General features: G+C 57.7%; 22 protein-coding genes. 17 read left to right on the forward strand and 5 right to left on the reverse strand.

Annotated elements, in window-relative coordinates:
• Positions 1 to 11: 11 nt before the first annotated feature.
• Entirely contained in the window at positions 12 to 815 is an 804-nt protein-coding gene (suhB, locus tag LRM19_RS08690; protein ID WP_003860668.1) for an inositol-1-monophosphatase, read from the reverse strand.
• Positions 816 to 946: 131 nt separating this feature from the next.
• On the opposite strand from suhB, the gene trmJ reads away from it, so the two are divergent.
• The 11 genes from trmJ (at position 947) to sseB (ending at position 9,663) form a co-directional block, all read left to right on the forward strand.
• Positions 947 to 1,672, forward strand: coding sequence for a tRNA (cytosine(32)/uridine(32)-2'-O)-methyltransferase TrmJ (trmJ, locus tag LRM19_RS08695; RefSeq protein WP_111965142.1), 726 nt, complete (start codon positions 947 to 949; stop codon positions 1,670 to 1,672).
• A 216-nt stretch (positions 1,673 to 1,888) separates the two neighbouring features.
• On the forward strand, positions 1,889 to 2,380 hold the full coding sequence (iscR, locus tag LRM19_RS08700; protein ID WP_045399615.1) for a Fe-S cluster assembly transcriptional regulator IscR: 492 nt from the start codon (positions 1,889 to 1,891) through the stop codon (positions 2,378 to 2,380).
• A gap of 119 nt (positions 2,381 to 2,499) precedes the next feature.
• Positions 2,500 to 3,714, forward strand: a complete 1,215-nt coding sequence (gene iscS / locus LRM19_RS08705; protein ID WP_008502157.1) for a cysteine desulfurase — start codon at positions 2,500 to 2,502, stop codon at positions 3,712 to 3,714.
• A 24-nt stretch (positions 3,715 to 3,738) separates the two neighbouring features.
• Complete coding sequence (gene iscU / locus LRM19_RS08710) at positions 3,739 to 4,125, forward strand: Fe-S cluster assembly scaffold IscU (RefSeq protein WP_003860661.1); 387 nt, start codon at positions 3,739 to 3,741, stop codon at positions 4,123 to 4,125.
• 13 nt (positions 4,126 to 4,138) lie between these two features.
• Positions 4,139 to 4,462: an iron-sulfur cluster assembly protein IscA gene (gene iscA / locus LRM19_RS08715; RefSeq protein ID WP_003860659.1), complete on the forward strand. Its 324-nt coding sequence runs from the start codon at positions 4,139 to 4,141 to the stop codon at positions 4,460 to 4,462.
• A gap of 79 nt (positions 4,463 to 4,541) precedes the next feature.
• Complete coding sequence (gene hscB, locus LRM19_RS08720; RefSeq protein WP_024908642.1) at positions 4,542 to 5,057, forward strand: co-chaperone HscB; 516 nt, start codon at positions 4,542 to 4,544, stop codon at positions 5,055 to 5,057.
• A gap of 14 nt (positions 5,058 to 5,071) precedes the next feature.
• A complete protein-coding gene (gene hscA / locus LRM19_RS08725) occupies positions 5,072 to 6,922 on the forward strand; it encodes a Fe-S protein assembly chaperone HscA (protein WP_271368293.1) in 1,851 nt (616 codons plus the stop codon).
• Between the two features lies 1 nt (position 6,923).
• Complete coding sequence (gene fdx / locus LRM19_RS08730; RefSeq protein WP_003860652.1) at positions 6,924 to 7,259, forward strand: ISC system 2Fe-2S type ferredoxin; 336 nt, start codon at positions 6,924 to 6,926, stop codon at positions 7,257 to 7,259.
• A 1-nt stretch (position 7,260) separates the two neighbouring features.
• The gene (iscX, locus tag LRM19_RS08735) at positions 7,261 to 7,461 is read left to right on the forward strand and encodes a Fe-S cluster assembly protein IscX (protein ID WP_003860650.1); all 201 of its coding nucleotides are present in this window, start codon (positions 7,261 to 7,263) and stop codon (positions 7,459 to 7,461) included.
• 60 nt (positions 7,462 to 7,521) lie between these two features.
• Entirely contained in the window at positions 7,522 to 8,808 is a 1,287-nt protein-coding gene (gene pepB, locus LRM19_RS08740; protein WP_149366375.1) for an aminopeptidase PepB, read from the forward strand.
• Positions 8,809 to 8,886: 78 nt separating this feature from the next.
• Positions 8,887 to 9,663: an enhanced serine sensitivity protein SseB gene (sseB, locus tag LRM19_RS08745; RefSeq protein WP_271368297.1), complete on the forward strand. Its 777-nt coding sequence runs from the start codon at positions 8,887 to 8,889 to the stop codon at positions 9,661 to 9,663.
• 17 nt (positions 9,664 to 9,680) lie between these two features.
• Here the strand turns inward: sseB and LRM19_RS08750 are convergent, their stop codons facing one another.
• The 4 genes from LRM19_RS08750 to LRM19_RS08765 form a co-directional block, all read right to left on the reverse strand.
• Positions 9,681 to 10,451 (reverse strand): MurR/RpiR family transcriptional regulator, encoded by a 771-nt coding sequence (locus LRM19_RS08750; protein ID WP_271368298.1) that lies wholly within the window; start codon positions 10,449 to 10,451, stop codon positions 9,681 to 9,683.
• Positions 10,451 to 11,296: a 3-mercaptopyruvate sulfurtransferase gene (gene sseA, locus LRM19_RS08755; RefSeq protein WP_271368299.1), complete on the reverse strand. Its 846-nt coding sequence runs from the start codon at positions 11,294 to 11,296 to the stop codon at positions 10,451 to 10,453. Before sseA ends, LRM19_RS08750 begins: the two co-directional genes overlap by 1 nt.
• 90 nt (positions 11,297 to 11,386) lie before the next feature.
• Positions 11,387 to 12,754, reverse strand: coding sequence for a 6-phospho-alpha-glucosidase (locus tag LRM19_RS08760; RefSeq protein WP_271368300.1), 1,368 nt, complete (start codon positions 12,752 to 12,754; stop codon positions 11,387 to 11,389).
• A gap of 12 nt (positions 12,755 to 12,766) precedes the next feature.
• A complete protein-coding gene (locus LRM19_RS08765; RefSeq protein WP_271368302.1) occupies positions 12,767 to 14,311 on the reverse strand; it encodes a PTS transporter subunit EIIC in 1,545 nt (514 codons plus the stop codon).
• Between the two features lie 286 nt (positions 14,312 to 14,597).
• Between LRM19_RS08765 and LRM19_RS08770 the strand changes: the two genes are divergently transcribed.
• From LRM19_RS08770 to ispG, 6 genes are all read left to right on the forward strand, one after another.
• Positions 14,598 to 19,550 carry an alpha-2-macroglobulin family protein gene (locus LRM19_RS08770; protein ID WP_271368304.1) on the forward strand — a complete coding sequence of 1,651 codons (4,953 nt, stop codon included), beginning with the start codon at positions 14,598 to 14,600 and terminating at the stop codon, positions 19,548 to 19,550.
• A 1-nt stretch (position 19,551) separates the two neighbouring features.
• Positions 19,552 to 21,876, forward strand: coding sequence for a peptidoglycan glycosyltransferase PbpC (gene pbpC, locus LRM19_RS08775; protein WP_271368306.1), 2,325 nt, complete (start codon positions 19,552 to 19,554; stop codon positions 21,874 to 21,876).
• A gap of 156 nt (positions 21,877 to 22,032) precedes the next feature.
• Entirely contained in the window at positions 22,033 to 22,464 is a 432-nt protein-coding gene (gene ndk, locus LRM19_RS08780; protein ID WP_003860625.1) for a nucleoside-diphosphate kinase, read from the forward strand.
• Between the two features lie 169 nt (positions 22,465 to 22,633).
• Complete coding sequence (locus tag LRM19_RS08785) at positions 22,634 to 23,800, forward strand: bifunctional tRNA (adenosine(37)-C2)-methyltransferase TrmG/ribosomal RNA large subunit methyltransferase RlmN (protein ID WP_014171168.1); 1,167 nt, start codon at positions 22,634 to 22,636, stop codon at positions 23,798 to 23,800.
• A gap of 292 nt (positions 23,801 to 24,092) precedes the next feature.
• Positions 24,093 to 25,106, forward strand: coding sequence for a cytoskeleton protein RodZ (gene rodZ / locus LRM19_RS08790; RefSeq protein ID WP_271368309.1), 1,014 nt, complete (start codon positions 24,093 to 24,095; stop codon positions 25,104 to 25,106).
• 26 nt (positions 25,107 to 25,132) lie between these two features.
• Positions 25,133 to 26,251, forward strand: a complete 1,119-nt coding sequence (ispG, locus tag LRM19_RS08795; RefSeq protein WP_262806007.1) for a flavodoxin-dependent (E)-4-hydroxy-3-methylbut-2-enyl-diphosphate synthase — start codon at positions 25,133 to 25,135, stop codon at positions 26,249 to 26,251.
• Positions 26,252 to 26,305: the final 54 nt, after the last annotated feature.

A 26,305-nucleotide genomic window follows, 5' to 3' on the forward strand; every position in this document is an offset into this window, starting at 1 on the left:
AATTACCGGGATTAACGCTTCAGCGCATCGCTCAGTTCATCACGCATGTTTGCCAGCATGGCTTTAACAACGCGTGGGTTACCCGCAACGATGTTGCCGGTAGACATATAGTTATGGCCGCCGGTGAAGTCACACACGATGGCGCCTGCTTCACGTGCGATCAGCTCGCCCGCTGCAAAATCCCATGGCTTCAGTGAGAGTTCGAAGTAACCGTCAACGCGGCCGGTTGCCACGTAGGCCAGATCCAGCGCAGCAGAACCGGTGCGACGGAAGTCCGCGCATTCGGTGAACAGTTTGCCCAGGATATTCATGTAGGTGGTCGCGTGCTGTTTCGCCTTGAACGGGAAACCGGTCGCCAGAATGGTGCCGTCCAGATCGCGTGCGTTGCTGCAGCGCAGACGGTAGCCGTTCAGCTGTGCGCCCTGACCGCGGGTCGCGGTGAACAGTTCGTTACGCATTGGATCATACACAACGGCGACTTCAGTACGGCCTTTAATGCGTACTGCGATAGACACAGAGAAGTGTGGCAGGCGTTTAACGAAGTTGGTGGTGCCATCCAGTGGATCGATAACCCATTGAACATCCTGATCGGTACCTTCATGTTCACCGCTTTCTTCGGTGATGATGGTGTGCTGTGGGTAAGATTTGCGGATCGTTTCGATAATAATCGCTTCTGCGGCTTTATCGACGTTAGTCACGAAATCATTGCTGCCTTTCTGGCTGGTTTCTACGGAGTCTGGCGTTTCGTAGTGTTTGGCAATTACATTACCCGCCTTGCGCGCTGCGCGCACGGCGATGGTCAGCATCGGATGCATCGGTCTCTCTCACTGGATGTTAAAGAACAGGAAAATCGGCGCAGAGTATAGCAGCGGGATCGGATTATGTCTCCCGTTTATGATAATATGCCCGAATATTCTTCAGACACTGAATTCAGACATTAAAAATTATGCTGCAAAACATTCGAATTGTGCTGGTTGAAACATCGCATACCGGCAACATGGGCTCCGTTGCCCGCGCTATGAAAACCATGGGCTTAACGAACCTGTGGCTGGTTAACCCGCTGGTGAAGCCTGACTCTCAGGCGATTGCTCTGGCGGCCGGTGCCAGCGACGTAATCGGCAATGCCCAGATCGTCGATACCCTTGACGAAGCGCTGGCCGGCTGCAGCCTCGTTGTCGGTACCAGCGCGCGTTCACGCACGCTGCCGTGGCCAATGCTCGATCCGCGTGAATGCGGCCTGAAAAGTGTCTCGGAAGCAGCACAGGCACCGGTTGCGCTGGTGTTTGGCCGCGAGCGCGTAGGCCTGACTAACGACGAGCTGCAGAAGTGTCATTATCACGTCGCGATTGCGGCAAACCCGGAGTACAGCTCGCTGAACCTGGCGATGGCGGTGCAGGTTATCGCTTACGAAGTACGAATGGCGTGGCTGGCGACGCAGGAGAAAGAGGTCGAGCCAAAAGAAGAGACGGCTTACCCGCTGGTGGATGACCTTGAGCGTTTCTACGGTCATCTGGAGCAGACGCTGCTCTCAACCGGCTTTATTCGCGAAGGCCACCCGGGGCAGGTGATGAACAAGCTGCGCCGTCTGTTTACCCGCGCGCGTCCGGAAAGCCAGGAGCTGAACATCCTGCGCGGGATTCTGGCGTCGATTGAGCAGAAGAATAAAGAGTAGTGTCGATTTTCCCCTCTCCCTGTGGGAGAGGGCCGGGGTGAGGGCATCAGCCCGCACCTGGGTTATGAAGGCACAGAAGGTTAAATACCTGACTAAAACAGTCAAGTAAATAGTTGACCATTTTAGTCAGGAATGTCAGACTTGGCCCTGCTATGCAATACCCCCATTTTACAATAAAAAACCCCGGGCAGGGGCGAGTTTGAGGTTAAGTAAGACATGAGACTGACATCTAAAGGGCGTTATGCCGTGACCGCGATGCTGGACGTTGCGCTCAACTCCGAAGCGGGCCCGGTTCCGTTGGCTGATATTTCTGAACGACAAGGGATCTCCCTCTCTTACCTGGAACAGCTGTTCTCCAGACTGCGTAAAAATGGACTGGTTTCCAGCGTTCGTGGCCCAGGCGGCGGTTATCTGCTGGGTAAAGACGCGGGCAGTATTGCAGTTGGCGAAGTGATCAGCGCAGTTGACGAATCCGTTGACGCGACCCGTTGCCAGGGTAAAGGCGGCTGTCAGGGCGGCGACAAATGCCTGACCCACGCGCTGTGGCGCGATCTGAGCGACCGTCTCACCGGCTTCCTCAACAACATCACCCTCGGTGAGCTGGTGAATAACCAGGAAGTTCTGGACGTATCGGGCCGTCAGCACGGCCATGATTCCCAACGCAGCACCCGCGCGCAGGACGCTATCGACGTCAAACTGCGCGCGTAATAAAACGATAAGTATTTCAGAATCAGGCCGGGGCGAAGACTCGCCCCGTGTACTCGGTCGTACATCCAGCCGGTTGCCTGATTCCTTGCATTGAAGCGATGTACGGAGTTTATAGAGCAATGAAATTACCGATTTATCTCGACTACTCCGCAACCACGCCGGTGGACCCGCGTGTTGCCGAGAAAATGATGCAGTGTCTGACCCTGGACGGAAACTTTGGTAACCCAGCTTCCCGTTCACACCGTTTTGGCTGGCATGCTGAAGAGGCGGTTGATATCGCCCGTAATCAGATTGCTGACCTGGTCGGTGCCGACCCGCGTGAAATTGTTTTCACCTCCGGCGCGACCGAATCCGACAACCTGGCGATCAAAGGTGCAGCCAACTTTTATCAGAAAAAAGGCAAGCACATCATCACCAGCAAAACCGAACACAAAGCCGTGCTGGACACCTGCCGTCAGCTGGAGCGTGAAGGGTACGAAGTCACCTATCTGGCGCCACAGAGCAACGGCATTATCGATCTGAAAGAGCTCGAAGCGGCCATGCGTGATGACACCATTCTGGTCTCCATCATGCACGTTAACAACGAAATCGGCGTCGTTCAGGACATCGCGACCATCGGCGAAATGTGCCGCGCGCGCGGTATCATCTATCACGTGGACGCGACCCAGAGCGTGGGCAAACTGCCTATCGACCTGAGCCAGCTGAAAGTGGACCTGATGTCCTTCTCCGGCCACAAAATCTATGGCCCGAAAGGGATCGGCGCGCTGTACGTTCGTCGTAAACCGCGTATCCGCATCGAAGCACAGATGCACGGCGGCGGTCACGAGCGCGGCATGCGTTCCGGTACGCTGCCTGTTCACCAGATCGTGGGCATGGGCGAAGCCTACCGCATTGCAAAAGAAGAGATGGAAACCGAGATGGCACGCCTGCGCACGCTGCGTAACCGTCTGTGGGACGGCGTGAAAGATATGGAAGAAGTGTATCTGAACGGCGATCTCGAGCAGGGTGCTCCGAACATCCTCAACGTCAGCTTCAACTATGTTGAAGGCGAATCGCTGATCATGGCGCTGAAAGACCTGGCGGTTTCTTCCGGTTCTGCCTGTACCTCTGCAAGCCTTGAGCCATCCTACGTGCTGCGTGCGCTGGGTATGACTGACGAGCTGGCACACAGTTCTATCCGTTTCTCTTTAGGTCGTTTCACTACCGAAGAAGAGATTGACTACACCATCAAGCTGGTTCGCAACTCCATTGGCCGTCTGCGCGACCTTTCTCCACTGTGGGAAATGTTCAAGCAGGGCGTGGATCTGAACAGCATTGAATGGTCACATCACTAATCGGTACATAAGGAGAATTCAATCATGGCATACAGCGAAAAAGTCATCGATCATTACGAAAACCCACGCAACGTTGGCTCTTTTGACAACAGCGACGAATCTGTTGGAAGCGGCATGGTCGGTGCGCCAGCGTGTGGCGACGTGATGAAGTTGCAGATTAAAGTCAACAATGAAGGTATCATTGAAGACGCGCGCTTCAAGACCTACGGCTGCGGTTCTGCTATCGCGTCCAGCTCCCTGGTCACCGAATGGGTGAAGGGCAAGTCTCTGGACGAAGCACAGGCAATCAAGAACACGGATATTGCTGAAGAACTCGAACTGCCACCGGTGAAAATTCACTGCTCAATTCTGGCAGAAGACGCGATCAAAGCCGCCATTGCGGATTACAAAAGCAAACGTGAAGCAAAATAATTGAGGTTTGAGTATGTCGATTACCCTTAGCGACAGCGCTGCCGCGCGAGTAAGCTCTTTTCTGGCGAACCGTGGTAAAGGCTTTGGCCTGCGACTGGGCGTACGTACCTCCGGCTGTTCTGGTATGGCTTACGTACTGGAGTTTGTTGACGAACCGGCGTCTGACGACACCGTGTTTGAAGACAAGGGCGTGAAGGTGGTGGTCGATGGCAAAAGCCTGCAATTCCTCAACGGCACTCAGCTGGACTTCGTTAAAGAAGGCCTGAACGAAGGGTTTAAATTCACGAACCCGAACGTCAAAGACGAGTGTGGTTGCGGCGAAAGCTTCCACGTTTAACCGCGCGTCATCCGAAACCCCACCGTGGCGTACCCGCTGCGCGTGGGGTTTGTTCTAACAGGCTACCCCTGAGATTGTTATGGATTACTTCACTCTCTTCGGACTACCCGCTCAATACCCGATCGATCTCCAGGCGTTGACGATCCGTTTTCAGGATCTGCAGCGTCAGTACCATCCGGACAAATTCGCGAGCGGTACTCAGGCAGAGCAGCTGGCTGCGGTTTCCCACTCTGCCACCATCAACCAGGCCTGGCAGACGCTGCGCCACCCGCTGGCGCGCGCTGAATATCTGCTCTCGCTCCACGGTTTTGATCTGGCGAGCGAACAGCACACCGTGCGCGACACGGCGTTTCTGATGGAGCAGCTGGAGCTTCGCGAAGAGCTCGATGAGATTGAACAGGCCAAAGACGAAGCGCGTCTGGAAAGCTTTATCACGCGCGTGAAGGGCATGTTCGATACCCGCCATCAGCAGATGGTGGAGCAACTGAACAACGAGACCTGGGACGTGGCGGCAGACACTGTGCGCAAACTCCGTTTTCTCGATAAACTGCGAAGCAGTGCTGAACAACTCGAAGAAAAGCTGCTCGATTTTTAATTTCGGAAGCAATTATGGCCTTATTACAAATTAGTGAGCCTGGCTTAAGTGCCGCACCGCACCAGCGTCGTCTGGCGGTGGGTATCGATCTGGGCACCACCAATTCCCTCGTGGCGACCGTGCGCAGCGGCCAGGCGGAAACGCTGGCTGACGAGCAGGGCCGCCATCTGCTGCCTTCCGTGGTCCACTACCAGCAGCAGGGTCACGCGGTAGGCTATGACGCCCGCGCTAACGCCGCCCGCGATCCGGCGAATACCATCAGCTCCGTCAAGCGCATGATGGGCCGCTCGCTGGCCGATATTCAGACCCGCTACCCGCATCTGCCGTATCAGCTGCAGGCCAGTGAAAACGGCCTGCCGATGATTGCGACCGCGGCCGGTCTGCTGAACCCGATTCGCGTTTCCTCCGACATCCTCAAAGCGCTGGCTGAGCGCGCTACGGCAACGCTCGGTGGCGATCTGGACGGCGTAGTCATTACCGTTCCGGCCTATTTTGACGACGCACAGCGCCAGGGCACCAAAGACGCCGCGCGTCTGGCGGGCCTGCACGTGCTGCGTCTGTTGAACGAACCGACGGCGGCGGCGATTGCCTACGGCCTCGATTCCGGTCAGGAAGGGGTGATCGCGGTTTACGATCTTGGCGGCGGGACCTTTGATATCTCCATCCTGCGCCTGAGCCGCGGGGTGTTTGAAGTGCTGGCGACCGGCGGGGATTCCGCGCTGGGCGGTGATGACTTCGACCACCTGCTGGCGGACTACATCCGCGAGCAGGCGGGCATCAGCGATCGCAGCGATGCGCGCGTACAGCGTGAACTGCTGGATGCGGCCATCGACGCCAAAATCGCCCTGAGCGATGCGCAGACGGTTACCGTCAATGTTGTGGGCTGGCAGGGTGACATCACCCGCGACCAGTTCAACGAACTGATTGCGCCTTTAGTTAAACGCACCCTGCTGGCCTGCCGTCGCGCATTGAAAGATGCCGGCGTTGAGGCGAACGAGGTGCTGGAAGTGGTCATGGTGGGCGGTTCGACCCGCGTGCCGCTGGTGCGCGAGCGCGTGGGCGAATTCTTTGGCCGCACGCCGCTGACCTCCATCGACCCGGACAAAGTGGTTGCCGTGGGCGCCGCGATCCAGGCCGATATTCTGGTTGGTAACAAGCCGGACAGCGAAATGCTGCTGCTGGACGTCATCCCGCTGTCGCTGGGCTTAGAAACCATGGGCGGCCTGGTGGAGAAAGTGATCCCGCGTAACACCACCATTCCGGTGGCGCGCGCGCAGGAGTTCACCACCTTTAAAGACGGCCAGACCGCGATGTCCATCCACGTGATGCAGGGTGAGCGCGAGCTGGTGCAGGACTGCCGCTCTCTGGCGCGCTTTGCGCTGCGCGGAATTCCAGCGCTGCCTGCGGGCGGGGCGCATATTCGCGTTACCTTCCAGGTGGATGCGGACGGCCTGCTGAGCGTCACGGCGATGGAAAAATCCACCGGCGTGGAATCGTCCATTCAGGTGAAGCCGTCCTACGGCCTGACCGATGGCGAAATCGCCTCCATGATTCAGGACTCAATGAGCTACGCCGAGCAGGATGTGAAGGCGCGTATGCTGGCTGAACAAAAAGTGGAAGCCGCACGCGTGCTGGAGAGCCTGAACGGCGCGCTCGCTGCCGACGCCGCGCTGCTCAGTGCCGCTGAGCGCCAGGTGATTGACGACGCTGCCGCGCGCTTAAGCGCCGTGGCCGAAGGCAATGACGCTGACGCAATAGAAGAAGCCATTAAAAACGTTGATAAACAAACCCAGGACTTCGCTGCTCGCCGCATGGACAAATCTGTCCGCGTCGCGCTGAAAGGCCAGTCCGTGGACGAGGTTTAATATGCCAAAGATTGTTATTTTGCCTCATGCGGACCTCTGTCCGGATGGCGCTGTTCTGGAAGCGAAGACCGGTGAAACCATTCTCGATGTAGCCCTGCGTGCAGGTATCGAAGTGGAACACGCCTGTGAAAAATCCTGTGCCTGCACCACCTGCCACTGCATCGTGCGTGAAGGTTTCGACTCTCTCGCCGAGAGCACCGAAGATGAAGACGACATGCTGGATAAAGCATGGGGTCTGGAGCCAGACAGTCGCTTGAGCTGCCAGGCCGCGGTGACCGATGAAGATCTGGTCGTGGAATTCCCACGCTACACCATCAACCACGCACGCGAGCATTAATATGGGACTGAAGTGGACAGACAGCCGTGAAATCGGCGAAGCGCTCTACGACGCGAACCCGGATCTCGATCCGAAGACCGTACGATTCACCGATATGCATCAGTGGATCTGCGATTTAGAGGATTTCGACGACGATCCAAACGCATCGAATGAAAAAATTCTGGAGGCGATTCTGTTAGTCTGGTTAGATGAAGCAGAATAAATAACAAAACGGGCTGCCTTCAGGCGGCCCGTTTGCTAGTTGCTAATAAGGAAAAATAAAATGACCGAAGCGATGAAGATTACGCTCTCTACGCAGCCCGCCGACGCGCGCTGGGGCGAAAAAGCCACCTACAGCATCAACAACGACGGTATTACCCTGCACCTGACGGGCAACGATGATTTGGGCCTGATCCAGCGTGCTGCCCGCAAAATCGACGGTCTGGGCATTAAGCATGTTTCTCTGGAAGGCGAAGGCTGGGACACCGACCGCAGCTGGGCATTCTGGGCGGGTTACAAAGGGCCGAAAGGCAGCCGCAAAATTGAGTGGGCGAACCTCGACGAAGCCGGTCAGAAAGAGCTGGAAAGCCGCCTGCAAATCATCGACTGGGTACGCGACACCATTAACGCTCCGGCGGAAGAGTTAGGCCCTGAGCAGCTGGCGCAGCGCGCGGTTGACCTGCTGTGCGGCGTGGCGGGCGACAAAATGTCCTACCGCATCACCAAGGGTGAAGACCTGCGCGAGCAGAACTACATGGGTATCCACACCGTGGGCCGCGGCTCCGAGCGTCCTCCGGTCCTGCTGGCGCTGGACTACAACCCAACCGGCGATAAAGCAGCGCCGGTCTTTGCCTGCCTGGTAGGTAAAGGCATCACCTTCGACACCGGCGGCTACAGCCTGAAGCAGAGCGCGTTCATGGACTCCATGAAGTCCGACATGGGCGGCGCGGCAACCATCACCGGTGCGCTGGCGTTTGCGATTACCCGCGGTCTGAAAAAGCGCGTGAAGCTGTATCTGTGCTGCGCGGACAACATGGTGAGCGGTAACGCCTTCAAGCTGGGCGACATTATTCGCTACCGCAACGGTAAAAACGTTGAGGTGATGAACACCGACGCCGAAGGCCGTCTGGTGCTGGCCGATGGCCTGATCGACGCGTCTGCCCAGAAGCCTGAGCTGATCATCGACATGGCGACCCTGACCGGCGCGGCGAAAACCGCCCTGGGCAACGATTACCATGCGCTGTTCAGCTTCGACGACAAGCTGGCTGCTCGCCTGCTGGCAAGCGCCGCTGCGGAAAACGAACCGTTCTGGCGTCTGCCGCTGGCCGAGTTCCACCGCAGCCAGCTGCCGTCCAACTTTGCCGAGCTGAACAACACCGCGAGCGCGGCGTACCCGGCGGGTGCAAGTACGGCGGCAGGTTTCCTGTCCCACTTCGTTGAGAATTATCACGAAGGCTGGCTGCACATTGACTGCTCCGCAACCTACCGTAAAGCGGCGGTGGAGCAGTGGTCCGCGGGCGCGACCGGTCTGGGCGTGCGTACCGTGGCGAACCTGCTGACGGCTGAGTAATCTTCATTGCCCTCACCCTAACCCTCTCCCACGGGGAGAGGGCCGGGGGGAGGGGGAAATGCATCATCTGGAATTGCTATGTCCGAAACCAAAAACGAATTAGAAACCCTGCTGGAGCAGGCGGCGACCGAGCCCGCCCACCGTCCGGCATTTTTCCGCACCCTGCTGGAATCCACCGTCTGGGTGCCGGGTACCGCCGCGGAAGGTGAGCAGGTCGTAGAAGACAGCGCGCTGGATCTGCTGCACTGGGAGAAAGACGACGGCACGTCGGTGATCCCGTTCTTCACCTCGCTGGAAGCGCTTCAGAAAGCGGTAGAAGACGAACAGGCGTTCGTGGTGATGCCGGTGCGTACCCTGTTTGAAATGACGCTCGGCCAGACGCTATTCCTCAACGCGAAGCTGCCGACCGGGAAAGAGTTTACGCCGCGTGAAATCAGCCACCTGATTGGCGAAGAGGGCAACCCGCTCAGCACGCAGGAAGTGCTGGAAGGGGGCGAAACGCTGCTGCTCTCTGAGGTGGCCGAGCCGCCCGCGCAGATGATTGATTCCCTGACGACGCTGTTCAAAACGCTCAAGCCCGTCCGGCGCGCGTTTCTCTGCTCCATTAAAGAGCGTGCGGACGAACAGCCGGTGCTGTTGATCGGTATTGAAGCCGATGGCGGTATCGACGAAATCATTCAGGCGGCGGGCAGCGTGGCGACCGACACGCTACCGGGCGATGAGCCGATTGATATCTGCCAGGTGAAAAACGGTGAGAAGGGTATCAGCCACTTTATTACCGAGCACATCACCCCGTTCTACGAGCGTCGCTGGGGCGGTTTCCTGCGCGATCTTAAAACTAACCGCATCATCTGATTACGGCGGGGTGAATATCACCCCGTTGCTTCCAGCAGCAGTAAATCCATCAGCAGCACCAGATTCGACTCAAACGACGTCACCCCTGCCGCTTCGGCGGCGAAGTGTACCGCTTCGTCATAGAGAGCAAAATGCACGTCCGCCATTCCCGCCAGCGTATTGGCTGAGGCGCGGGTAAACGCGACGATCGTCATACCGACGTTTTTGGCTATCCTCGCTTTATCCAGCACCTGTTCCGTTTCGCCGCTGCGCGAGACGGCAATAAACACCTGATAGCGGGCGGCGTTGCTGAGGAAAATATTCCGGCTGTCACCCGGCCCGGAGATAAACGCCGTTTTGCCCAGTACCTGCAGCTTCTTGGTCAGGTACTCCGCAAACAGATAAGAAAACCCGGCGCCGTAGAGAAAGAAACTCTCTTTCTGGCGCAGCAGGTTAGCAAACTGCTGGCGTTTCTCCTGGGTAACCCACTGAAAGGTATGCTGATAGTTGGCTATAAACTGATTAAACAGCACCGGGAGTTCAGGACGCGACTGCGCCTGAGCGGCAATATGCGGCGTGTCGGAGAGCAGCTGCTTGCAGTGCCAGATAAACTCGCTAAAGCCGCTGAACCCCAGCTTCTGACACAGCCGCATAATGGTGGCGGTAGAAACGAACGTCGCCTGCGCCAGCTCGCGAACCGTGGTGTTGCCCACCAGCAGCGGATGCTCCGTGAGGTGGGCGAGGACGCGATACTCCGCGCGGGTCAGAGACGTCCCGCGCGTTAACAGCGTGGCCAGGCGGTTATCCATTATTTTTCCGGTTCGACAGGCAGATCGTCTCGCGCACCCCATTCGCTCCAGGCGCCGTCGTAGAGCGTGACGTCGCTTACGCCGAGCGTGGCGAGCGCCAGAATCACTACGCAGGCCGTCACGCCGGAACCGCAGCTGGCAATAATCGGACGATGTAAATCAACCCCTGACTGGTCAAAAATAGCGCGCAGCTCGTCGGTGGTTTTCAGCTCGCCCTCAAACACCAGATCGCCCCACGGCACGTTCAGCGCGCCCGGAATATGTCCGCGCTTCAGCCCCGGACGCGGTTCATCCGCTTCGGCATTGAAGCGCGGAGCAGGGCGGGCATCGACGATTTGCGCCGTTTTTTCATGGCTCACGACCAGTACGTCGGTCAGGCGTTTCACCACATGGGCGTCAAAGGTCGCGTCGAATTCGCCTTCCGGCAGCGTTACGTCACCCTGCTGAAGGGGCAGCTCGTCACGTTTCCAGCCCGCCAGCCCGCCCGCCAGAATCGAGACTTTTTCTACGCCGAAGTTTTTCAGCATCCACCACGCGCGCGGCGCGGAGAAGAGGTTACCTTCATCATAGACAACGAGGTGCTTATCTTTGCTGATGCCCAGCTCGCGCATCGCCACGGAAAACGCTTCCGGGCGCGGCAGCATGTGCGGCAGGGGAGAGGTGTGATCGGAAAGGGCTTCGATATCAAAAAATACCGCGCCAGGCAGATGCCCGGCACGGTATTCACCGGGCACGTCACGATGCTCTTGCCCCGGAGGGGCCATACGAGCGTCGATAATCTGAACTTCCGGATCGTCGCCGTGCTCAATCAGCCAGTCGGCAGCGACAAAATATGAGGTGGACATGGGTTGCCTCCATTCTTTTCCGTAAAAAAGGATTGTCGGTGTTTTTTCTGACACCGACAAGCAAACCACGTTCAACTCGCGAGCAAGCCCCTATTTTTTCACCGGTTCGCCGTCCTGCCAGGCTTTTTGCAGCGCAGGCCAGTAGTCGCGGTTGGCCACGATCATCTCATCAAGAATCACTTTCGCATGTTCCATGGTCGGCACGGTGCGGTTGAGGGTGAACGCCTGCAGGGCTTTCTCATAGCTGCCCTCGATGGTCGCCTCCACCAGAAGCTGTTCCGAGGCGAGCTGCTGTTGCAGCAGGGTCTGATGGAACAGCGGCACCTGACCGACGCGAATCGGTTCCGGGCCTTCGGAGGTGATATAAGCGGGCACTTCCACCACGGCATCGTACGGCAGGTTGGCGATCGCCCCGCGGTTTTCCACCATCACCAGATGTCGGCTGCGCAGGTTAAAGGCCAGCGAGCAGGCGACATCAACAATAAACTCGCCGTGGACGCCCACGTGGAAGGCATCAGGCAGGATCCCGGTTCGCTTATATTCTTCGGCAGCGGCGAACAGCTTTTTCTCACGCCCGTCCATCACTTCATTGGCGCGGGTATAGTCCGGGTTCTGATGCTCCACAATCTGGTTCGGCATCAGGTAGTACTGCAGATACGGGTTCGGCAGATACTCCGGGAAGTTGTCCATGATCGGCTTGATATTGCGCCAGGTCTTCACCCATGAAGGATCGGAATGCTGCGGATCGGTTTTAGCCGCGTCTTCCGTCAGCAGGCCAAACTTTGCGATATGCTTACGCAGCTCGGGCAGCTTGTCTTCGCCGTCCACCAGCACGCGGGTAAACCAGCCGAAGTGGTTCAGGCCGAAGTAGTCGACCTCCAGCTTGTGGCGATCGACACCCAGAATTGCCCCCATATTGCGCATCGCGGCCACCGGCATATCGCAGATATTCAGCACCCTCGCGTTCGGGCGCAGGCGGCGCACGCCTTCCGCGACGATCGCCGCCGGGTTGGAATAGTTCACGATCCAGGCTTTCTCGTGCGCGTAGCGATCGACCAGATCGATAAGCTCCACCATCGGCAGGATCGTGCGCAGGCCGTAGGCAAGTCCGCCGGGTCCGCACGTTTCCTGGCCCACCACGCCGTGACGCAGCGGGATCTTCTCATCCTGCTCGCGCATTTTATACTGGCCGACGCGCATCTGGGCGAAGACGAAATGCGCGCCGCTGAAGGCCACTTCCGGATCGCTGGTGACGGTAAATTTGATGTTCTGACTGTGGTCGCGAATCACCTTCTCGACGACGGGCGCAATGGTGTTTTGACGCGCCTCGTCGATGTCATAAAGGCGGATTTCGGCCAGAGGGAAATCCTGCAGGCGCACCATCAGGCTTTTCACAATACCCGGCGTGTAGGTGCTGCCGCCGCCGGCAATCGACAGAATGAATGGGGGTGTAAACATCTTTAGCTCCTTTCAGAGAAACGTCTCAACGGCTTCTCGCATTTTTTTGACGTGCAGCCCGTAGACCACCTGAACGTTGTTACCTTGTTTGATAATCCCTTTCGCGCCGGTCGCCTTCAGCCGCGGCTCGTCGATAATGGCGATGTCCTTCACCGTGACGCGTAAGCGGGTGTAGCAGTTATCCACGACCTGAATATTTTCCCGGCCTCCGAGACCTACCACGATGGATTCGCCGAGCCCGTCGTTATTCCCCTTCGCCTGGTATTCCTGCTTGCTGTAAAGGCGCGTTTCCTTGTCGTCATCCTCACGGCCCGGCGTTTTCATGTTGAAGTGCAGGATCAGGAAGCGGAACACCACGAAGTAGAGGGCAAACACGATCATCCCCACCACGATGTACATCGGCCAGTTGGACTTCTCCGTGCCGAGCGGCAGGTTGTAAAGGATGAAGTCGATAATCCCGTTGGCGCCGATGGCGTGAACGCCCAGCAGCGAGAACAGCATCATGCCGATGCCGGTCAGCACCGCGTGCACCACGAACAGCAGCGGGGCGACGAAGAGGAATGAAAACTCAATCGGCTCGGTCACGCCGACCAGCAGCGAGGTCAGCGCCGCGGGGATAAGAATGGCTTTCGCAATGACTTTACGCTCCGGCTTTGCGGTCATATACATCGCCAGCGCGGCGGCAGGCAGGCCGAACATTTTGCTGATGCCGCGCGCGTCCCACACCACCGTGCTGCTGAGCTGCTTCACGTTCGGGCAAGCCATCTCGGCGAAGTAGATATTGCGCGCGCCCTGATATGTTGCGCCGCACACCTCCTGCGTACCGCCCAGCTCGGTATAGAGAAACGGCGTATAAACCAGATGGTGCAGGCCAGTGGGAACCAGAATGCGTTCCAGGAAGCCGTAGATGGCCACGCCAAACGGCCCGGAGCCTTTGATGGCAAGCGCCAGGGCGCTGATGCCGTGCTGGGCAAAGGGCCACAGTTCACTCATCACCACGCCGAGCAGCATGGAGACCGGAAGCATTACAATGGCGACAAAACAGTGGCCGGAGTAAATCGCCATCGCGCCGTTAAACTGTACGCCGGAGTATTTATTGTACAGATATCCGGAGAGCGCTCCGGTCAGGATCCCGGCAAAGACCCCCATCTCTAGCACCTGCACGCCCAGCACCATTGTCTGTCCGGCCGCTTTCATCTGGGCAACTGGCGCCAGCGCGCCCTGCAGCTGCAGCGTGACGTTCATGGCGTTGATGAACACGATAAAGGTGACCAGGCCAATCAGTGCGGCATAGCCTTTATCACGCGTCGCCAGACCAATCGGAATACCGACGGCAAACACCAGCGCGAGGTTAACCAGCACCGACACGGCAGATTTCGCGATAAGCTGACCAATATGCTGAATCAGAGGATGTCCAAGAAACGGCAGGTACTCCGCGAGATTACCGTTACCCAGCACGTTACCAAAGGCGATAAACAGACCGACGATCGGTAAGATAAGTACCGGTCCGTACAATGATTTTCCGAAATTTTGTAGGGCGTTCACGGCTCGTTTCATGGCTTTCTCTCTTATTGAACCGCGCACTCGGGGTGCGTCATGGTCATAAAACTAGCAGTCTTCAGGCACGTTTATCCAGCTATCTTATTGTTTTAAAAACAAATGACATGGAAAGTAACATGTGACGTTATGTCTTGTGATCGCGGTTCCATCACGGCGTAGCGGCGTGATGCCATTCTGCGAGGCGCTTTCCAGACTCTAAAATTGGACTTTTTGAATTAATGAAACTTGCGGATAATACTTATCCGGACGACGACCAACAGGCCCCCTGGGCCAGGGACAAAGGATGAAACCGTTTCGCTTAGCCGCGCTCTCTCTTGCGCTGCTTACCACGTTTACGCTTGTCGGCTGTGATAACAGCGACGATAAATCTCAGGCTGCGGCTCCCGCGGCATCCACCGCATCCACACCAAAAGCCGCGGAAAAGCCCAATGCTGAAACGCTGGCTAAACTGGCCGCCCAGAGTCAGGGAAAAGCGCTGACCTTGCTGGATGCCTCTGAAGTCCAGCTAGACGGTGCTGCCACGCTGGTGCTGACCTTTTCTGTTCCGCTGAATCCTGAACAGGATTTCGCGAAAACAGTGCATGTCGTGGATAAGAAAAGCGGCAAGGTTGACGGGGCGTGGGAACTTGCGCCTAACCTGAAAGAGCTTCGCCTGCGCCATCTGGAGCCTAACCGCAACCTGGTCGTCACCGTTGAACCTGGCCTGCAGGCGCTGAACAAAGCGACGTTTGGTACTGATTATGAGAAAGCCCTGACCACCCGGGACGTTGAACCCACCGTCGGTTTTGCCAGCCGCGGCTCGCTGCTGCCGGGTAAAGTGGTGGAAGGGCTGCCGGTTATGGCGCTCAACGTCAACAATGTCGATGTCAACTTTTACCGCGTGAAGCCTGAATCGTTGGCCTCCCTTGTTAGTCAGTGGGAGTACCGTAACTCGCTGACCAACTGGGAATCCGACAACCTGCTGAAGATGGCGGAACTGGTTTACACCGGTCGATTCGATCTTAATCCGGCGCGCAACACGCGCGAAAAATTGCTATTGCCTCTGAAGGATATTAAACCGCTCCAGCAGTCTGGCGTTTATATCGCGGTCATGAACCAGGCCGGGCACTACAACTACAGCAACGCCGCGACGCTCTTTACCTTAAGCGATATTGGACTGTCCGCTCACCGTTATCATAACCGCCTGGACATCTTCACCCAGAGCCTGGAAAACGGGGCGGCGCAGTCCGGGGTTACCGTTACCCTGCTGAATGACAAAGGGCAGACCCTTGCCGAAGCAAACAGCGATGCCGACGGCCATGCGAAGCTTGAAACCGACAAAGAGGCCGCGCTGATCCTGGCCAGCAAAGACGGCCAGACCACGCTGCTTGACCTCAAGCTGCCGTCGCTCGATCTGGCGGAGTTCGATATTGCCGGTAGCCCCGGCTACAGCAAGCAGTTCTTTATGTTTGGCCCGCGCGATCTCTACCGCCCGGGTGAAACGGTGATCCTCAACGGCCTGCTGCGCGACAGTGACGGTAAGCCACTTCCGGATCAGCCCGTGAAGCTTGACGTGCTGCGTCCGGATGGACAGGTCGCGCGTACCATTGTCGTCAAGCCAGAGAACGGGCTCTATCGCTTTAACTATACGCTGGACAGCGGAGCGCAGACCGGCATGTGGCATATCCGCGCCAACACGGGCGATAACCTGCAGCGTCTGTGGGACTTCCATGTCGAAGACTTCATGCCAGAGCGCATGGCGCTCAACCTGAGCGGACAAAAAACGCCGCTATCACCGCAGGATAACGTCGACTTTAACGTGGTGGGCTATTACCTGTATGGCGCACCGGCCAACGGTAATTCTCTGCAGGGCCAGCTTTTCCTGCGTCCGCTGCGTGACGCGGTGTCTGCGCTGCCGGGCTTCCAGTTTGGCGATATCGCCGAAGAGAACCTGAGCCGCAGCCTGGATGAAGTGCAGCTTACGCTCGATGAGCAGGGGCGTGGGCAGGTTTCTACCGAAAGCCAGTGGAAAGAGGTGCATTCTCCGCTGCAGCTGATATTGCAGGCCAGCCTGCTGGAGTCCGGCGGCCGTCCGGTAACGCGTCGTGCTGAGCAGGCTATCTGGCCGGCGGCTGAGTTGCCGGGGATTCGTCCTCAGTTCGCCAGTAAAGCCGTTTATGACTACCGCACCGATACCACCGTCAACCAACCGATTGTTGACGAGAACGGCAACGCCAGCTTCGACATCGTGTATGCCGATGCCAGCGGAGCGAAAAAAGCGGTTTCCGGGTTACAGGTTCGTCTGATTCGCGAGCGTCGGGACTACTTCTGGAACTGGTCTGAGAGCGAAGGCTGGCAGTCTCAGTTCGATCAGAAAGACCTGGTCGAGGGCGAGCAGGAGCTAACTCTCAAGGCCGATGAGACGGGTAAAGTCACCTTCCCGGTGGAGTGGGGCTCTTATCGTCTGGAGGTGAAAGCGCCTGATGAGATGGTCAGCAGCGTGCGCTTCTGGGCGGGGTACAGCTGGCAGGATAACAGCGACGGCACCGGGGCAGCGCGCCCTGATCGCGTGACGCTGAAGCTGGATAAGCCAGCCTATCAGCCAGGCGACACCATCAACCTGCACATTGCAGCGCCGGCCGCAGGCAAGGGCTATGCGATGATCGAATCCAGCGAAGGGCCGCTGTGGTGGAAGGAGATCGACGTACCGGCAAACGGGCTTGATCTCGCTATCCCGGTCGACAAGGCGTGGAAACGTCACGATCTTTATCTGAGTACGCTGGTGGTGCGTCCTGGGGATAAATCAAAATCCGCTACGCCGAAACGCGCGGTCGGCCTGCTGCATCTGCCGATGGGCGACGAAAACCGTCGCCTGAATATTGCGCTCGATAACCCACAGAAAATGCGTCCAAACCAGACGCTCTCGGTGAAGGTGAAAGCCAGCGTGAAAGAGGGGGCCGTGCCGCAGAAGGTGAACGTCCTGGTATCGGCGGTGGACAGCGGCGTGCTGAACATTACCGATTACGTGACGCCTGATCCCTGGCAGGCTTTCTTTGGTCAGAAGAGCTACGGCGCGGATATCTACGACATTTATGGCCAGGTCATTGAAGGGCAGGGCCGCCTGGCCGCGCTGCGCTTCGGTGGCGATGGGGATGAACTGAAGCGCGGCGGCAAACCGCCGGTGAACCACGTCACCATCATTGCCCAGCAGGCACAGCCGGTCACGCTGGATGCCAACGGGGAAGGCACGATTACGCTGCCGATTGGAGACTTTAACGGTGAGCTGCGTCTGATGGCGCAGGCCTGGACGGAGGACGATTTCGGTAGCAGTGAAAGCAAGATTATTGTGGCCGCGCCGGTTATTACCGAGCTTAATACCCCACGCTTCCTGGCAAGTGGGGACACCTCACGCCTGACGCTGGATCTAACCAACCTGACCGACCAGCCGCAAACGCTGAACGTTGCCCTGACCGCAACAGGCAAATTATCGCTGGAAGGCGGGCAGCCGCAGCCGGTGCAACTGCCTCCGGGGGCACGAACCACCCTCTTTATTCCGGTGCGTGCGCTGGAAGGCTATGGTGACGGTGAGGTGACAGCACAGGTTACCGGCCTGCAGCTTCCGGGCGAGACCTTTGCGCCACAGCAGAAGAGCTGGAAAATCGGCGTGCGTCCGGCGTTCCCGGCGCAGACGGTCAATACCGGTGCCATGCTGAACCCTGGCGAATCCTGGACCGCACCGGCGCAGCACAGTAACGGTTTCTCTCCTGCCACCCTGCAGGGGCAACTGCTGCTGAGCGGAAAACCACCGCTCAACCTGGCGCGCTACATTCGTGAGCTGCAGGCCTATCCGTATGGCTGCCTGGAGCAGACCGCAAGCGGCCTGTTCCCGTCGCTCTATACTAACGCGGCGCAGCTTACGGCGCTTGGCATCAAAGGTGATACGGACGATAAACGCCGTGCCGCCATTGATATCGGTATTTCCCGTCTGCTGCAGATGCAGCGTGAAGACGGCGGGTTCGCGCTGTGGGATAAAAACGGTCCGGAAGAGTACTGGCTGACGGCCTACGTGACCGACTTCCTGGTGCGCGCGGGCGAGCAGGGTTACAGCGTACCTGCCGATGCGGTGAATAACGCCAATAGCCGCCTGCTGCGCTACCTGCAGGATCCGGGCATGATGTCCATTCGCTACAGCGACGATACTCAGGCCAGTAAATTTGCCGTGCAGGCCTATGCCGCTCTGGTGCTGGCACGTCAGCAAAAAGCACCGCTGGGAGCTCTGCGTGAAATCTGGGAACGTCACGCTCAGGCGGCGTCCGGGCTACCGCTGATGCAGCTGGGCATGGCGCTCAAGCTGATGGGCGATGCGCCGCGCAGCCAGCAGGCGCTGGATCTGGCGCTCAAAACACCGCGTAACGACAGCAAAACCTGGATGGCCGATTACGGCAGCCAGCTTCGCGATAACGCGCTGATGCTCTCCCTGCTGGAGGAGTACAAGCTGCTGCCGGATGCGCAGAATACGCTGCTGAATGCTCTGTCTGAACAGGCCTTCAGCCAGCGCTGGCTGTCAACGCAGGAGAGCAACGCGCTGTTCCTGGCCGGACGTTCGCTGCAAACCTTGTCCGGTACATGGCAGGCGAAAACCTCTCTGTCTGAGACCGCATCAGGCGGCGATAAGTCACTGGTACAAAACGTGAGCGGCGACCAGCTTGGCGCGCTGCAGGTGACCAATACCGGCACGACTCCGCTGTGGGTGCGTCTGGACAGCACCGGCTATCCGGAATACGCCCCTCAGCCGAGCGCGAACGTGCTGCAGGTTGAACGTCATATCCTGGCAACCGACGGCAGCACTAAATCACTCTCTTCCCTGAAGAGCGGTGAGCTGGTGCTGGTGTGGCTGGAAGTTAAAGCCAGCCAGAACGTGCCGGATGCGCTGGTGGTGGATCTCCTCCCTGCGGGTCTGGAGCTGGAAAACCAGAACCTGGCAAGCAGCAGCGCCAGCCTGCAGGACAGCGGTAGCGAAGTACAGAACCTGCTCAGCCAGATGCAGCAGGCGGACATTCAGCATATGGAATTCCGCGACGACCGCTTTGTGGCCGCCGTGCCGGTAAATGAAGGTCAGCCGGTCACGCTGGTCTATCTGGCGCGCGCCGTGACGCCGGGAACCTACCAGGTGCCGGTTCCGATGGTCGAGTCCATGTATGTGCCGCAGTGGCGGGCAACGGGGGCGGCCAGTGGCCCGCTGATTGTTGTTCCGTAATATGCGAATGGCACGTTTGACACGCTCCCGCTGGCTCTGGCTGGCGGGAGCGCTTCTCGTTTTATGGGGGCTAATTGTCGCCGCCGACCGCCTGTGGCCGTTGCCTCTGAAAGAGGTTAACCCTGCCCGGGTGGTGGTGGATGAGAAGGGCACGCCGCTCTGGCGTTTTGCCGATAGCGATGGGATCTGGCGCTATCCGGTGACGATCGAAGAGGTATCTCCCCGTTATCTTGAGGCGCTGATCCAGTATGAAGATCGCTGGTTCTGGGATCACCCCGGCGTAAACCCGCTCTCTGTTCTGCGCGCTGCCTGGCAGGATCTCACTTCCGGAAGAGTGGTTTCTGGCGGCAGCACGCTCACCATGCAGGTCGCGCGACTGCTGGACCCGCATCCGCGCACCGTTGGCGGCAAAATTCGCCAGCTCTGGCGGGCGATGCAGCTGGAGTGGCATCTTTCCAAGCGTGAGATCCTCACGCTCTATCTCAACCGCGCCCCGTTTGGCGGTACGCTGCAGGGTGTGGGGGCTGCAAGCTGGACGTATCTGGGCAAGCCGCCGTCGCAGCTCAGCTATTCCGACGCGGCGCTGCTGGCGGTGCTGCCGCAGGCACCGAGTCGTTTACGCCCGGACCGCTGGCCTGAACGGGCCGAAGCGGCGCGCAACAAAGTGCTCGACCGCATGGCGACGCAGGGCGTCTGGTCCGCAAAGCAGGTCAAAGAATCCCGTGAAGAATCAGTATGGCTGGCGCCCCGGCAGATGCCGCAGCTGGCGCCGCTCTTTGCACGGATGATGCTCGGCAAAAGTCGCGACACGAAAATTGTCACCACGCTGGATGCCGGACTGCAGCGGCAGCTGGAAGAGCTGGCAATGAACTGGAAATCCCGCCTGCCGGCACGCAGCTCGCTGGCGATGATCGTGGTCGATCATACCGATATGAAAGTGCGCGGCTGGGTAGGATCGGTGGATATCAACGATGACACGCGTTTTAGCCACGTAGATATGGTCAATGCGATCCGATCACCGGGATCGGTGTTAAAACCCTTTATCTACGGCATGGCGCTGGATGATGGCCTGATCCATCCCGCCTCGCTGCTTCAGGACGTTCCCAGAAAAACCGGTGATTATCGCCCGGGAAATTTTGACAGCGGTTTCCACGGACCGGTCAGCATGAGTGAAGCGCTGGTGCGCTCCCTCAACCTGCCGGCCGTACAGGTGCTGGAAGCCTACGGACCAAAACGATTTGCCGGGATGCTGAGCAATGCAGGCTTGCCGCTGATCCTGCCCGCGGGGGCGCAGCCGAATCTGTCTCTGATCCTCGGCGGGGCAGGCGCGCGGCTGGCAGATATCGCCGCTGCCTACAGCGCCTTTGCCCGACACGGTAAGGCGGGAAGGCTGCGCCTGCAGCCGGGCGATCCGCTGACTGAACGTCCGCTGTTATCACCGGGCTCGGCGTGGATTATTCGCCGTATTCTTGCCAATGAAGCGCAGCCGCTGCCGGATAATGCGCTACCGCAGGTTGCGCCGCTGGCGTGGAAAACCGGCACCAGCTACGGCTACCGTGATGCCTGGGCCATCGGTCTGAATGCCCGTTACGTGATAGGCATCTGGACCGGGCGACCGGACGGCACGCCCGTGGCGGGACAGTTTGGGTTTGCCAGTGCGGTGCCGCTATTAAACCAGGTCAATAACCTGCTTCAGTCGCGCTCAACGGTAGACGAAGCCCGCCTGCCGCGCGATCCGCGTCCGGAGAGCGTCGGGAGGGGCGTAATCTGCTGGCCGGGCGGCCAGTCGCTGCCGGAAGGCAGTGAAAACTGTCGACGTCGCCTGTCGACCTGGCTGCTGGATGGGAGTGAACCGCCCACGCTGCTCTTGCCCGAACAGGAAGGCATACGCGGGATCCGTTTCCCGGTCTGGCTGGATAAATCAGGTAAACGCGTGGCGGCAGATTGCCCGGATGCTACAGAGAAGGTCCTGGATGTCTGGCCGCTGCCGCTGGAGCCGTGGCTACCCGCAACCGAGCGTCGTGCGGTACGGGTCCCTCCTTCATCAACAACCTGCCCTCCGCTGTCGCAGGACGCACCTGCGCCACTCATCCTGACAGGCGTGCGCGAAGGGGCCGTCATCAAACGTCTGCCGGGGGAACCCCGCGTTTCGCTGCCGCTTCAGGCGACCGGCAATAGCGGTGAGCGCTGGTGGTTTTTGAACGGTGAACCGCTGAATGTGAAGGGAAGAGTTTACACATTACAGCTTGATAAACCGGGCGATTATCAGTTACTCGTTATGGATGAGACCGGGCAGGTCGCGACGGTGAATTTTACGCTGCAGTGACCTGAAAAAAGCTTTCTGATGTGAGCTGTTGCTAAAACTCGTCTTATTTTAAAAAAATGTTACCTGAATCCATAGGCAATGGCGCCATTGCTCATTATAATCCGCGCCACACCATACTCAGGTATGCAAAACAACAGAACATTGACAGAGGTTATCATGGCTATTGAACGTACTTTTTCCATCATCAAACCAAACGCGGTGGCAAAAAACGTTATTGGCAGCATCTTCGCTCGCTTTGAATCTGCAGGGTTCAAAATTGTTGGCACCAAAATGCTGCACCTGACCGTTGAGCAGGCTCGCGGCTTCTACGCTGAGCACGAAGGTCGCCCATTCTTTGACGGCCTGGTTGAGTTCATGACCTCCGGTCCAATCGTGGTCTCCGTGCTGGAAGGCGAAAACGCCGTACAGCGTCACCGCGACCTGCTGGGCGCAACCAACCCGGACAACGCGCTGGCAGGAACTCTGCGCGCTGATTACGCTGACAGCTTCACCGAGAACGGCACCCACGGTTCTGACTCTGTTGAATCTGCTGCACGCGAAATCGCTTTCTTCTTCGCTGAAGGCGAAGTGTGTCCACGTACCCGTTAATTTAACGGTTTCGTTTACACATTATTTTCGTAAATGCCGCGTCCAGACGTGGCATCCCTGCGCCAGACTTTGTACAATGCAACGCCCCGGACGAGCAGACCGCTTTCCGGGGCGTTTCTATTCAACCCTCCATGGGCCATAACGTGTAACAACGAGGCCGGTAAATATTATGTCTGAATTAGTGAATACCTCCGAAGTCGCCATTCCTGCGGTTCCCAATAAAAATGGAAAAATCAACCTGCTGGATCTGAACCGTCAGCAGATGCGCGAGTTCTTTAAAGAGATGGGCGAAAAGCCATTTCGTGCCGATCAGGTCATGAAGTGGATGTACCATTACTGCAGCGACAATTTTGATGACATGACTGACATCAACAAGGTCCTGCGCAACAAGCTCAAAGAAGTGGCTGAAATCCGCGCACCAGAAGTGGTGGAAGAGCAGCGCTCCGCGGATGGCACCATCAAATGGGCGATTGCGGTTGGCGATCAGCGCGTTGAAACCGTCTACATCCCGGAAGAAGACCGCGCTACGCTGTGCGTCTCCTCCCAGGTTGGCTGCGCGCTGGAGTGCAAATTCTGCTCAACCGCGCAGCAAGGCTTTAACCGTAACCTGCGCGTTTCAGAAATTATCGGCCAGGTCTGGCGTGCCGCGAAAATCGTGGGCGCGGCAAAAGTAACCGGCACGCGCCCTATCACCAACGTGGTGATGATGGGGATGGGTGAGCCGCTGCTGAACCTGACCAACGTCGTTCCGGCGATGGAAATCATGCTGGATGACTTCGGTTTTGGTCTGTCCAAGCGTCGCGTCACGCTGTCTACTTCTGGCGTTGTGCCTGCGCTGGACAAGCTTGGCGACATGATTGACGTCGCGCTGGCGATCTCCCTGCACGCGCCAAACGATGAAATTCGTGACGAAATTGTGCCGATCAACAAAAAGTACAATATCGAAACCTTCCTCGCTGCGGTGCGTCGCTACCTGGAGAAATCCAACGCCAACCAGGGCCGCGTCACTATCGAGTACGTGATGCTTGACCACGTCAACGACGGTACTGAACATGCGCATCAGCTGGCTGAACTGCTGAAAGATACGCCATGCAAAATCAACCTGATCCCATGGAACCCGTTCCCGGGCGCGCCGTATGGCCGTAGCTCGAACAGCCGTATCGACCGTTTCTCCAAGGTGCTGATGGAGTATGGTTTCACCACCATCGTGCGTAAAACCCGTGGTGATGACATTGATGCCGCATGCGGACAGCTGGCGGGTGATGTTATTGACCGTACCAAACGTACCCTGCGTAAACGCATGCAGGGCGAGACGATCGCGGTTAAAGCTGTTTGATTATTATGCACTCACGGCGCATTATCTGCGCCGTGAGGCATAGTCTTATGAATAATCAGTCAGATTCGTGATGACTGATCAATAATTACGGTGCGTTTCATCCGACTTTCGGGCAGTATGTAACGACGTAACAACAGTTTAGCCGTACGGGCAGGGCTGTACTGTCATCTCCGGGCTGACAGTCTTATACTCTCTGTTCAAGGTTAACTGACCAGAAGTTTCGCGGTGCGGGTGGCATTGTGACTCACCGGCGCCTGAACCCTTATTTTTCACGTACCAGTAGTTGTAGCGAATGAATACTGAAGCCACTCACGACCAACATGAAGCACTCTCCACTGGCGTTCGTCTTCGCAACGCCCGTGAACAACTCGGACTCAGCCAGCAAGCCGTTGCGGAACGCTTGTGCCTGAAGGTTTCCACGGTTCGCGATATTGAAGAAGATAAGGCGCCTGCCGATCTGGCTTCAACGTTCTTGCGCGGTTATATCCGCTCTTACGCAAAACTGGTGAATATCCCCGAAAACGAATTACTGCCAATGATGGAGAAGCAGGCGCCGGTCCGTGCAGCAAAAGTTGCGCCGATGCAGACCTTCTCTCTGGGGAAACGTCGTAAAAAACGTGACGGCTGGCTGATGAGCTTTACCTGGCTTGTGCTGTTTGTGGTGATCGGTCTGACCGGTGCATGGTGGTGGCAAAACCACAAGGCGCAGCAGGAAGAGATCACCACCATGGCCGATCAATCGTCTGCTGAACTCAACCAGGCCGGAAATGATAACGCCCAGAGCGTGCCGCTGAATACCGACGGTGCGGCGTCCTCCAGCGAACCACAGACCGCAGCGCCAGACGCGTCTGCAACCGGTGCGACACAGGCTCCTGCAGCAACGGCTGACACCGCTGCGCCGCAGGCTCAGGATCAAAACGCGGTTGTTGCCCCTTCTCAGGCAAATGTTGATACGGCGGCGAACGCGCCTGCTGCTACTCAGCCTGCAGACAATACCGCAGCGTCTCTGCCAACCAGCCCGGCGGGTACGGCGACAGCAGCCGATCCTAACGCACTGGTGATGAACTTCAGCGCCGATTGCTGGCTGGAAGTTACTGACGCGACTGGTAAAAAACTGTTCAGCGGCCTGCAGCGTAAAGATGGCACGTTAAATCTAATCGGCCAGGCTCCTTATAAACTTAAAATCGGCGCTCCGGCAGCGGTACAGATCCAGTATCAAGGAAAACCTGTCGATCTGAGCCGCTTTATCAGAACTAACCAGGTTGCACGTCTTACCGTTAATGCCGAACAATCAGCAGCACAGTAACAGACGGGCAACGCGGGAGATTTTTCATGCATAACCAGGCTCCGATTCAACGTAGAAAATCGAAACGGATTTACGTTGGGAATGTGCCAATAGGCGATGGGGCACCTATCGCCGTTCAGTCGATGACCAACACGCGCACCACCGATGTGGAAGCGACGGTCAATCAAATCAAAGCATTAGAACGTGTAGGCGCGGACATTGTTCGCGTCTCCGTCCCGACCATGGATGCCGCTGAGGCGTTCAAACTGATCAAACAGCAGGTCAGCGTTCCGCTGGTGGCGGATATTCACTTCGACTACCGCATCGCACTGAAAGTGGCCGAATACGGCGTCGATTGCCTGCGTATTAACCCGGGCAACATCGGTAACGAAGAGCGTATCCGCATGGTCGTGGACTGCGCCCGCGATAAAAATATCCCTATCCGTATTGGCGTTAACGCCGGTTCCCTGGAAAAAGACCTGCAGGAAAAATACGGCGAGCCTACGCCACAGGCGCTGCTCGAATCCGCTATGCGTCACGTCGATCATCTTGATCGTCTTAACTTCGAACAGTTCAAAGTCAGCGTAAAAGCGTCCGACGTGTTCCTGGCGGTAGAGTCTTATCGCCTGCTGGCAAAGCAGATCGACCAGCCTCTGCACCTCGGGATCACCGAAGCGGGTGGCCTGCGCAGCGGCTCGGTAAAATCCGCGATCGGTCTTGGGCTGCTGCTCTCTGAAGGGATCGGTGACACCCTGCGCGTCTCGCTGGCGGCCGATCCGGTCGAAGAGATCAAGGTCGGTTTCGATATCCTGAAGTCGCTGCGTATTCGCGCGCGTGGGATCAACTTCATTGCCTGCCCAACCTGCTCACGTCAGGAGTTTGATGTGATCGGGACGGTGAATGCCCTGGAGCAACGTCTGGAAGACATTATCACCCCGATGGACGTCTCCATCATCGGCTGTGTGGTAAACGGCCCGGGTGAAGCGCTGGTGTCAACCCTGGGCGTGACCGGCGGTAACAAGAAAAGTGGTCTCTATGAAGATGGCGTTCGTAAAGATCGTCTGGATAATAGCGACATGATCGACCAGCTTGAAGCCCGCATCCGTGCGAAAGCCGCCATGATGGACGAGACACAGCGTATTAACGTTCAGCAGGTTGAAAAATAACGTGATGGGAAGCCGCGAGCTTCCCATGTATGATTGAACCCATTCTTTGGGTTT

This window comes from Enterobacter sp. PI-10 (genome assembly GCF_027947695.1).
GTDB lineage: Bacteria > Pseudomonadota > Gammaproteobacteria > Enterobacterales > Enterobacteriaceae > Enterobacter > Enterobacter vonholyi.

What these genes read in the sequence shown, in the direction of transcription:
- iscX (WP_003860650.1), top strand. Translation starts at nt 7,261, where the DNA reads ATGGGACTGAAGTGGACAGACAGCCGTGAAATCGGCGAAGCGCTCTAC.
- LRM19_RS08750 (WP_271368298.1), bottom strand. Translation starts at nt 10,451, where the DNA reads ATGGATAACCGCCTGGCCACGCTGTTAACGCGCGGGACGTCTCTGACC.
- iscS (WP_008502157.1), top strand. Translation starts at nt 2,500, where the DNA reads ATGAAATTACCGATTTATCTCGACTACTCCGCAACCACGCCGGTGGAC.
- iscR (WP_045399615.1), top strand. Translation starts at nt 1,889, where the DNA reads ATGAGACTGACATCTAAAGGGCGTTATGCCGTGACCGCGATGCTGGAC.
- iscU (WP_003860661.1), top strand. Translation starts at nt 3,739, where the DNA reads ATGGCATACAGCGAAAAAGTCATCGATCATTACGAAAACCCACGCAAC.
- LRM19_RS08765 (WP_271368302.1), bottom strand. Translation starts at nt 14,311, where the DNA reads ATGAAACGAGCCGTGAACGCCCTACAAAATTTCGGAAAATCATTGTAC.
- LRM19_RS08770 (WP_271368304.1), top strand. Translation starts at nt 14,598, where the DNA reads ATGAAACCGTTTCGCTTAGCCGCGCTCTCTCTTGCGCTGCTTACCACG.
- hscB (WP_024908642.1), top strand. Translation starts at nt 4,542, where the DNA reads ATGGATTACTTCACTCTCTTCGGACTACCCGCTCAATACCCGATCGAT.
- ispG (WP_262806007.1), top strand. Translation starts at nt 25,133, where the DNA reads ATGCATAACCAGGCTCCGATTCAACGTAGAAAATCGAAACGGATTTAC.
- sseB (WP_271368297.1), top strand. Translation starts at nt 8,887, where the DNA reads ATGTCCGAAACCAAAAACGAATTAGAAACCCTGCTGGAGCAGGCGGCG.
- LRM19_RS08760 (WP_271368300.1), bottom strand. Translation starts at nt 12,754, where the DNA reads ATGTTTACACCCCCATTCATTCTGTCGATTGCCGGCGGCGGCAGCACC.
- sseA (WP_271368299.1), bottom strand. Translation starts at nt 11,296, where the DNA reads ATGTCCACCTCATATTTTGTCGCTGCCGACTGGCTGATTGAGCACGGC.
- iscA (WP_003860659.1), top strand. Translation starts at nt 4,139, where the DNA reads ATGTCGATTACCCTTAGCGACAGCGCTGCCGCGCGAGTAAGCTCTTTT.
- rodZ (WP_271368309.1), top strand. Translation starts at nt 24,093, where the DNA reads ATGAATACTGAAGCCACTCACGACCAACATGAAGCACTCTCCACTGGC.
- LRM19_RS08785 (WP_014171168.1), top strand. Translation starts at nt 22,634, where the DNA reads ATGTCTGAATTAGTGAATACCTCCGAAGTCGCCATTCCTGCGGTTCCC.
- fdx (WP_003860652.1), top strand. Translation starts at nt 6,924, where the DNA reads ATGCCAAAGATTGTTATTTTGCCTCATGCGGACCTCTGTCCGGATGGC.
- hscA (WP_271368293.1), top strand. Translation starts at nt 5,072, where the DNA reads ATGGCCTTATTACAAATTAGTGAGCCTGGCTTAAGTGCCGCACCGCAC.
- pepB (WP_149366375.1), top strand. Translation starts at nt 7,522, where the DNA reads ATGACCGAAGCGATGAAGATTACGCTCTCTACGCAGCCCGCCGACGCG.
- suhB (WP_003860668.1), bottom strand. Translation starts at nt 815, where the DNA reads ATGCATCCGATGCTGACCATCGCCGTGCGCGCAGCGCGCAAGGCGGGT.
- pbpC (WP_271368306.1), top strand. Translation starts at nt 19,552, where the DNA reads ATGCGAATGGCACGTTTGACACGCTCCCGCTGGCTCTGGCTGGCGGGA.
- trmJ (WP_111965142.1), top strand. Translation starts at nt 947, where the DNA reads ATGCTGCAAAACATTCGAATTGTGCTGGTTGAAACATCGCATACCGGC.
- ndk (WP_003860625.1), top strand. Translation starts at nt 22,033, where the DNA reads ATGGCTATTGAACGTACTTTTTCCATCATCAAACCAAACGCGGTGGCA.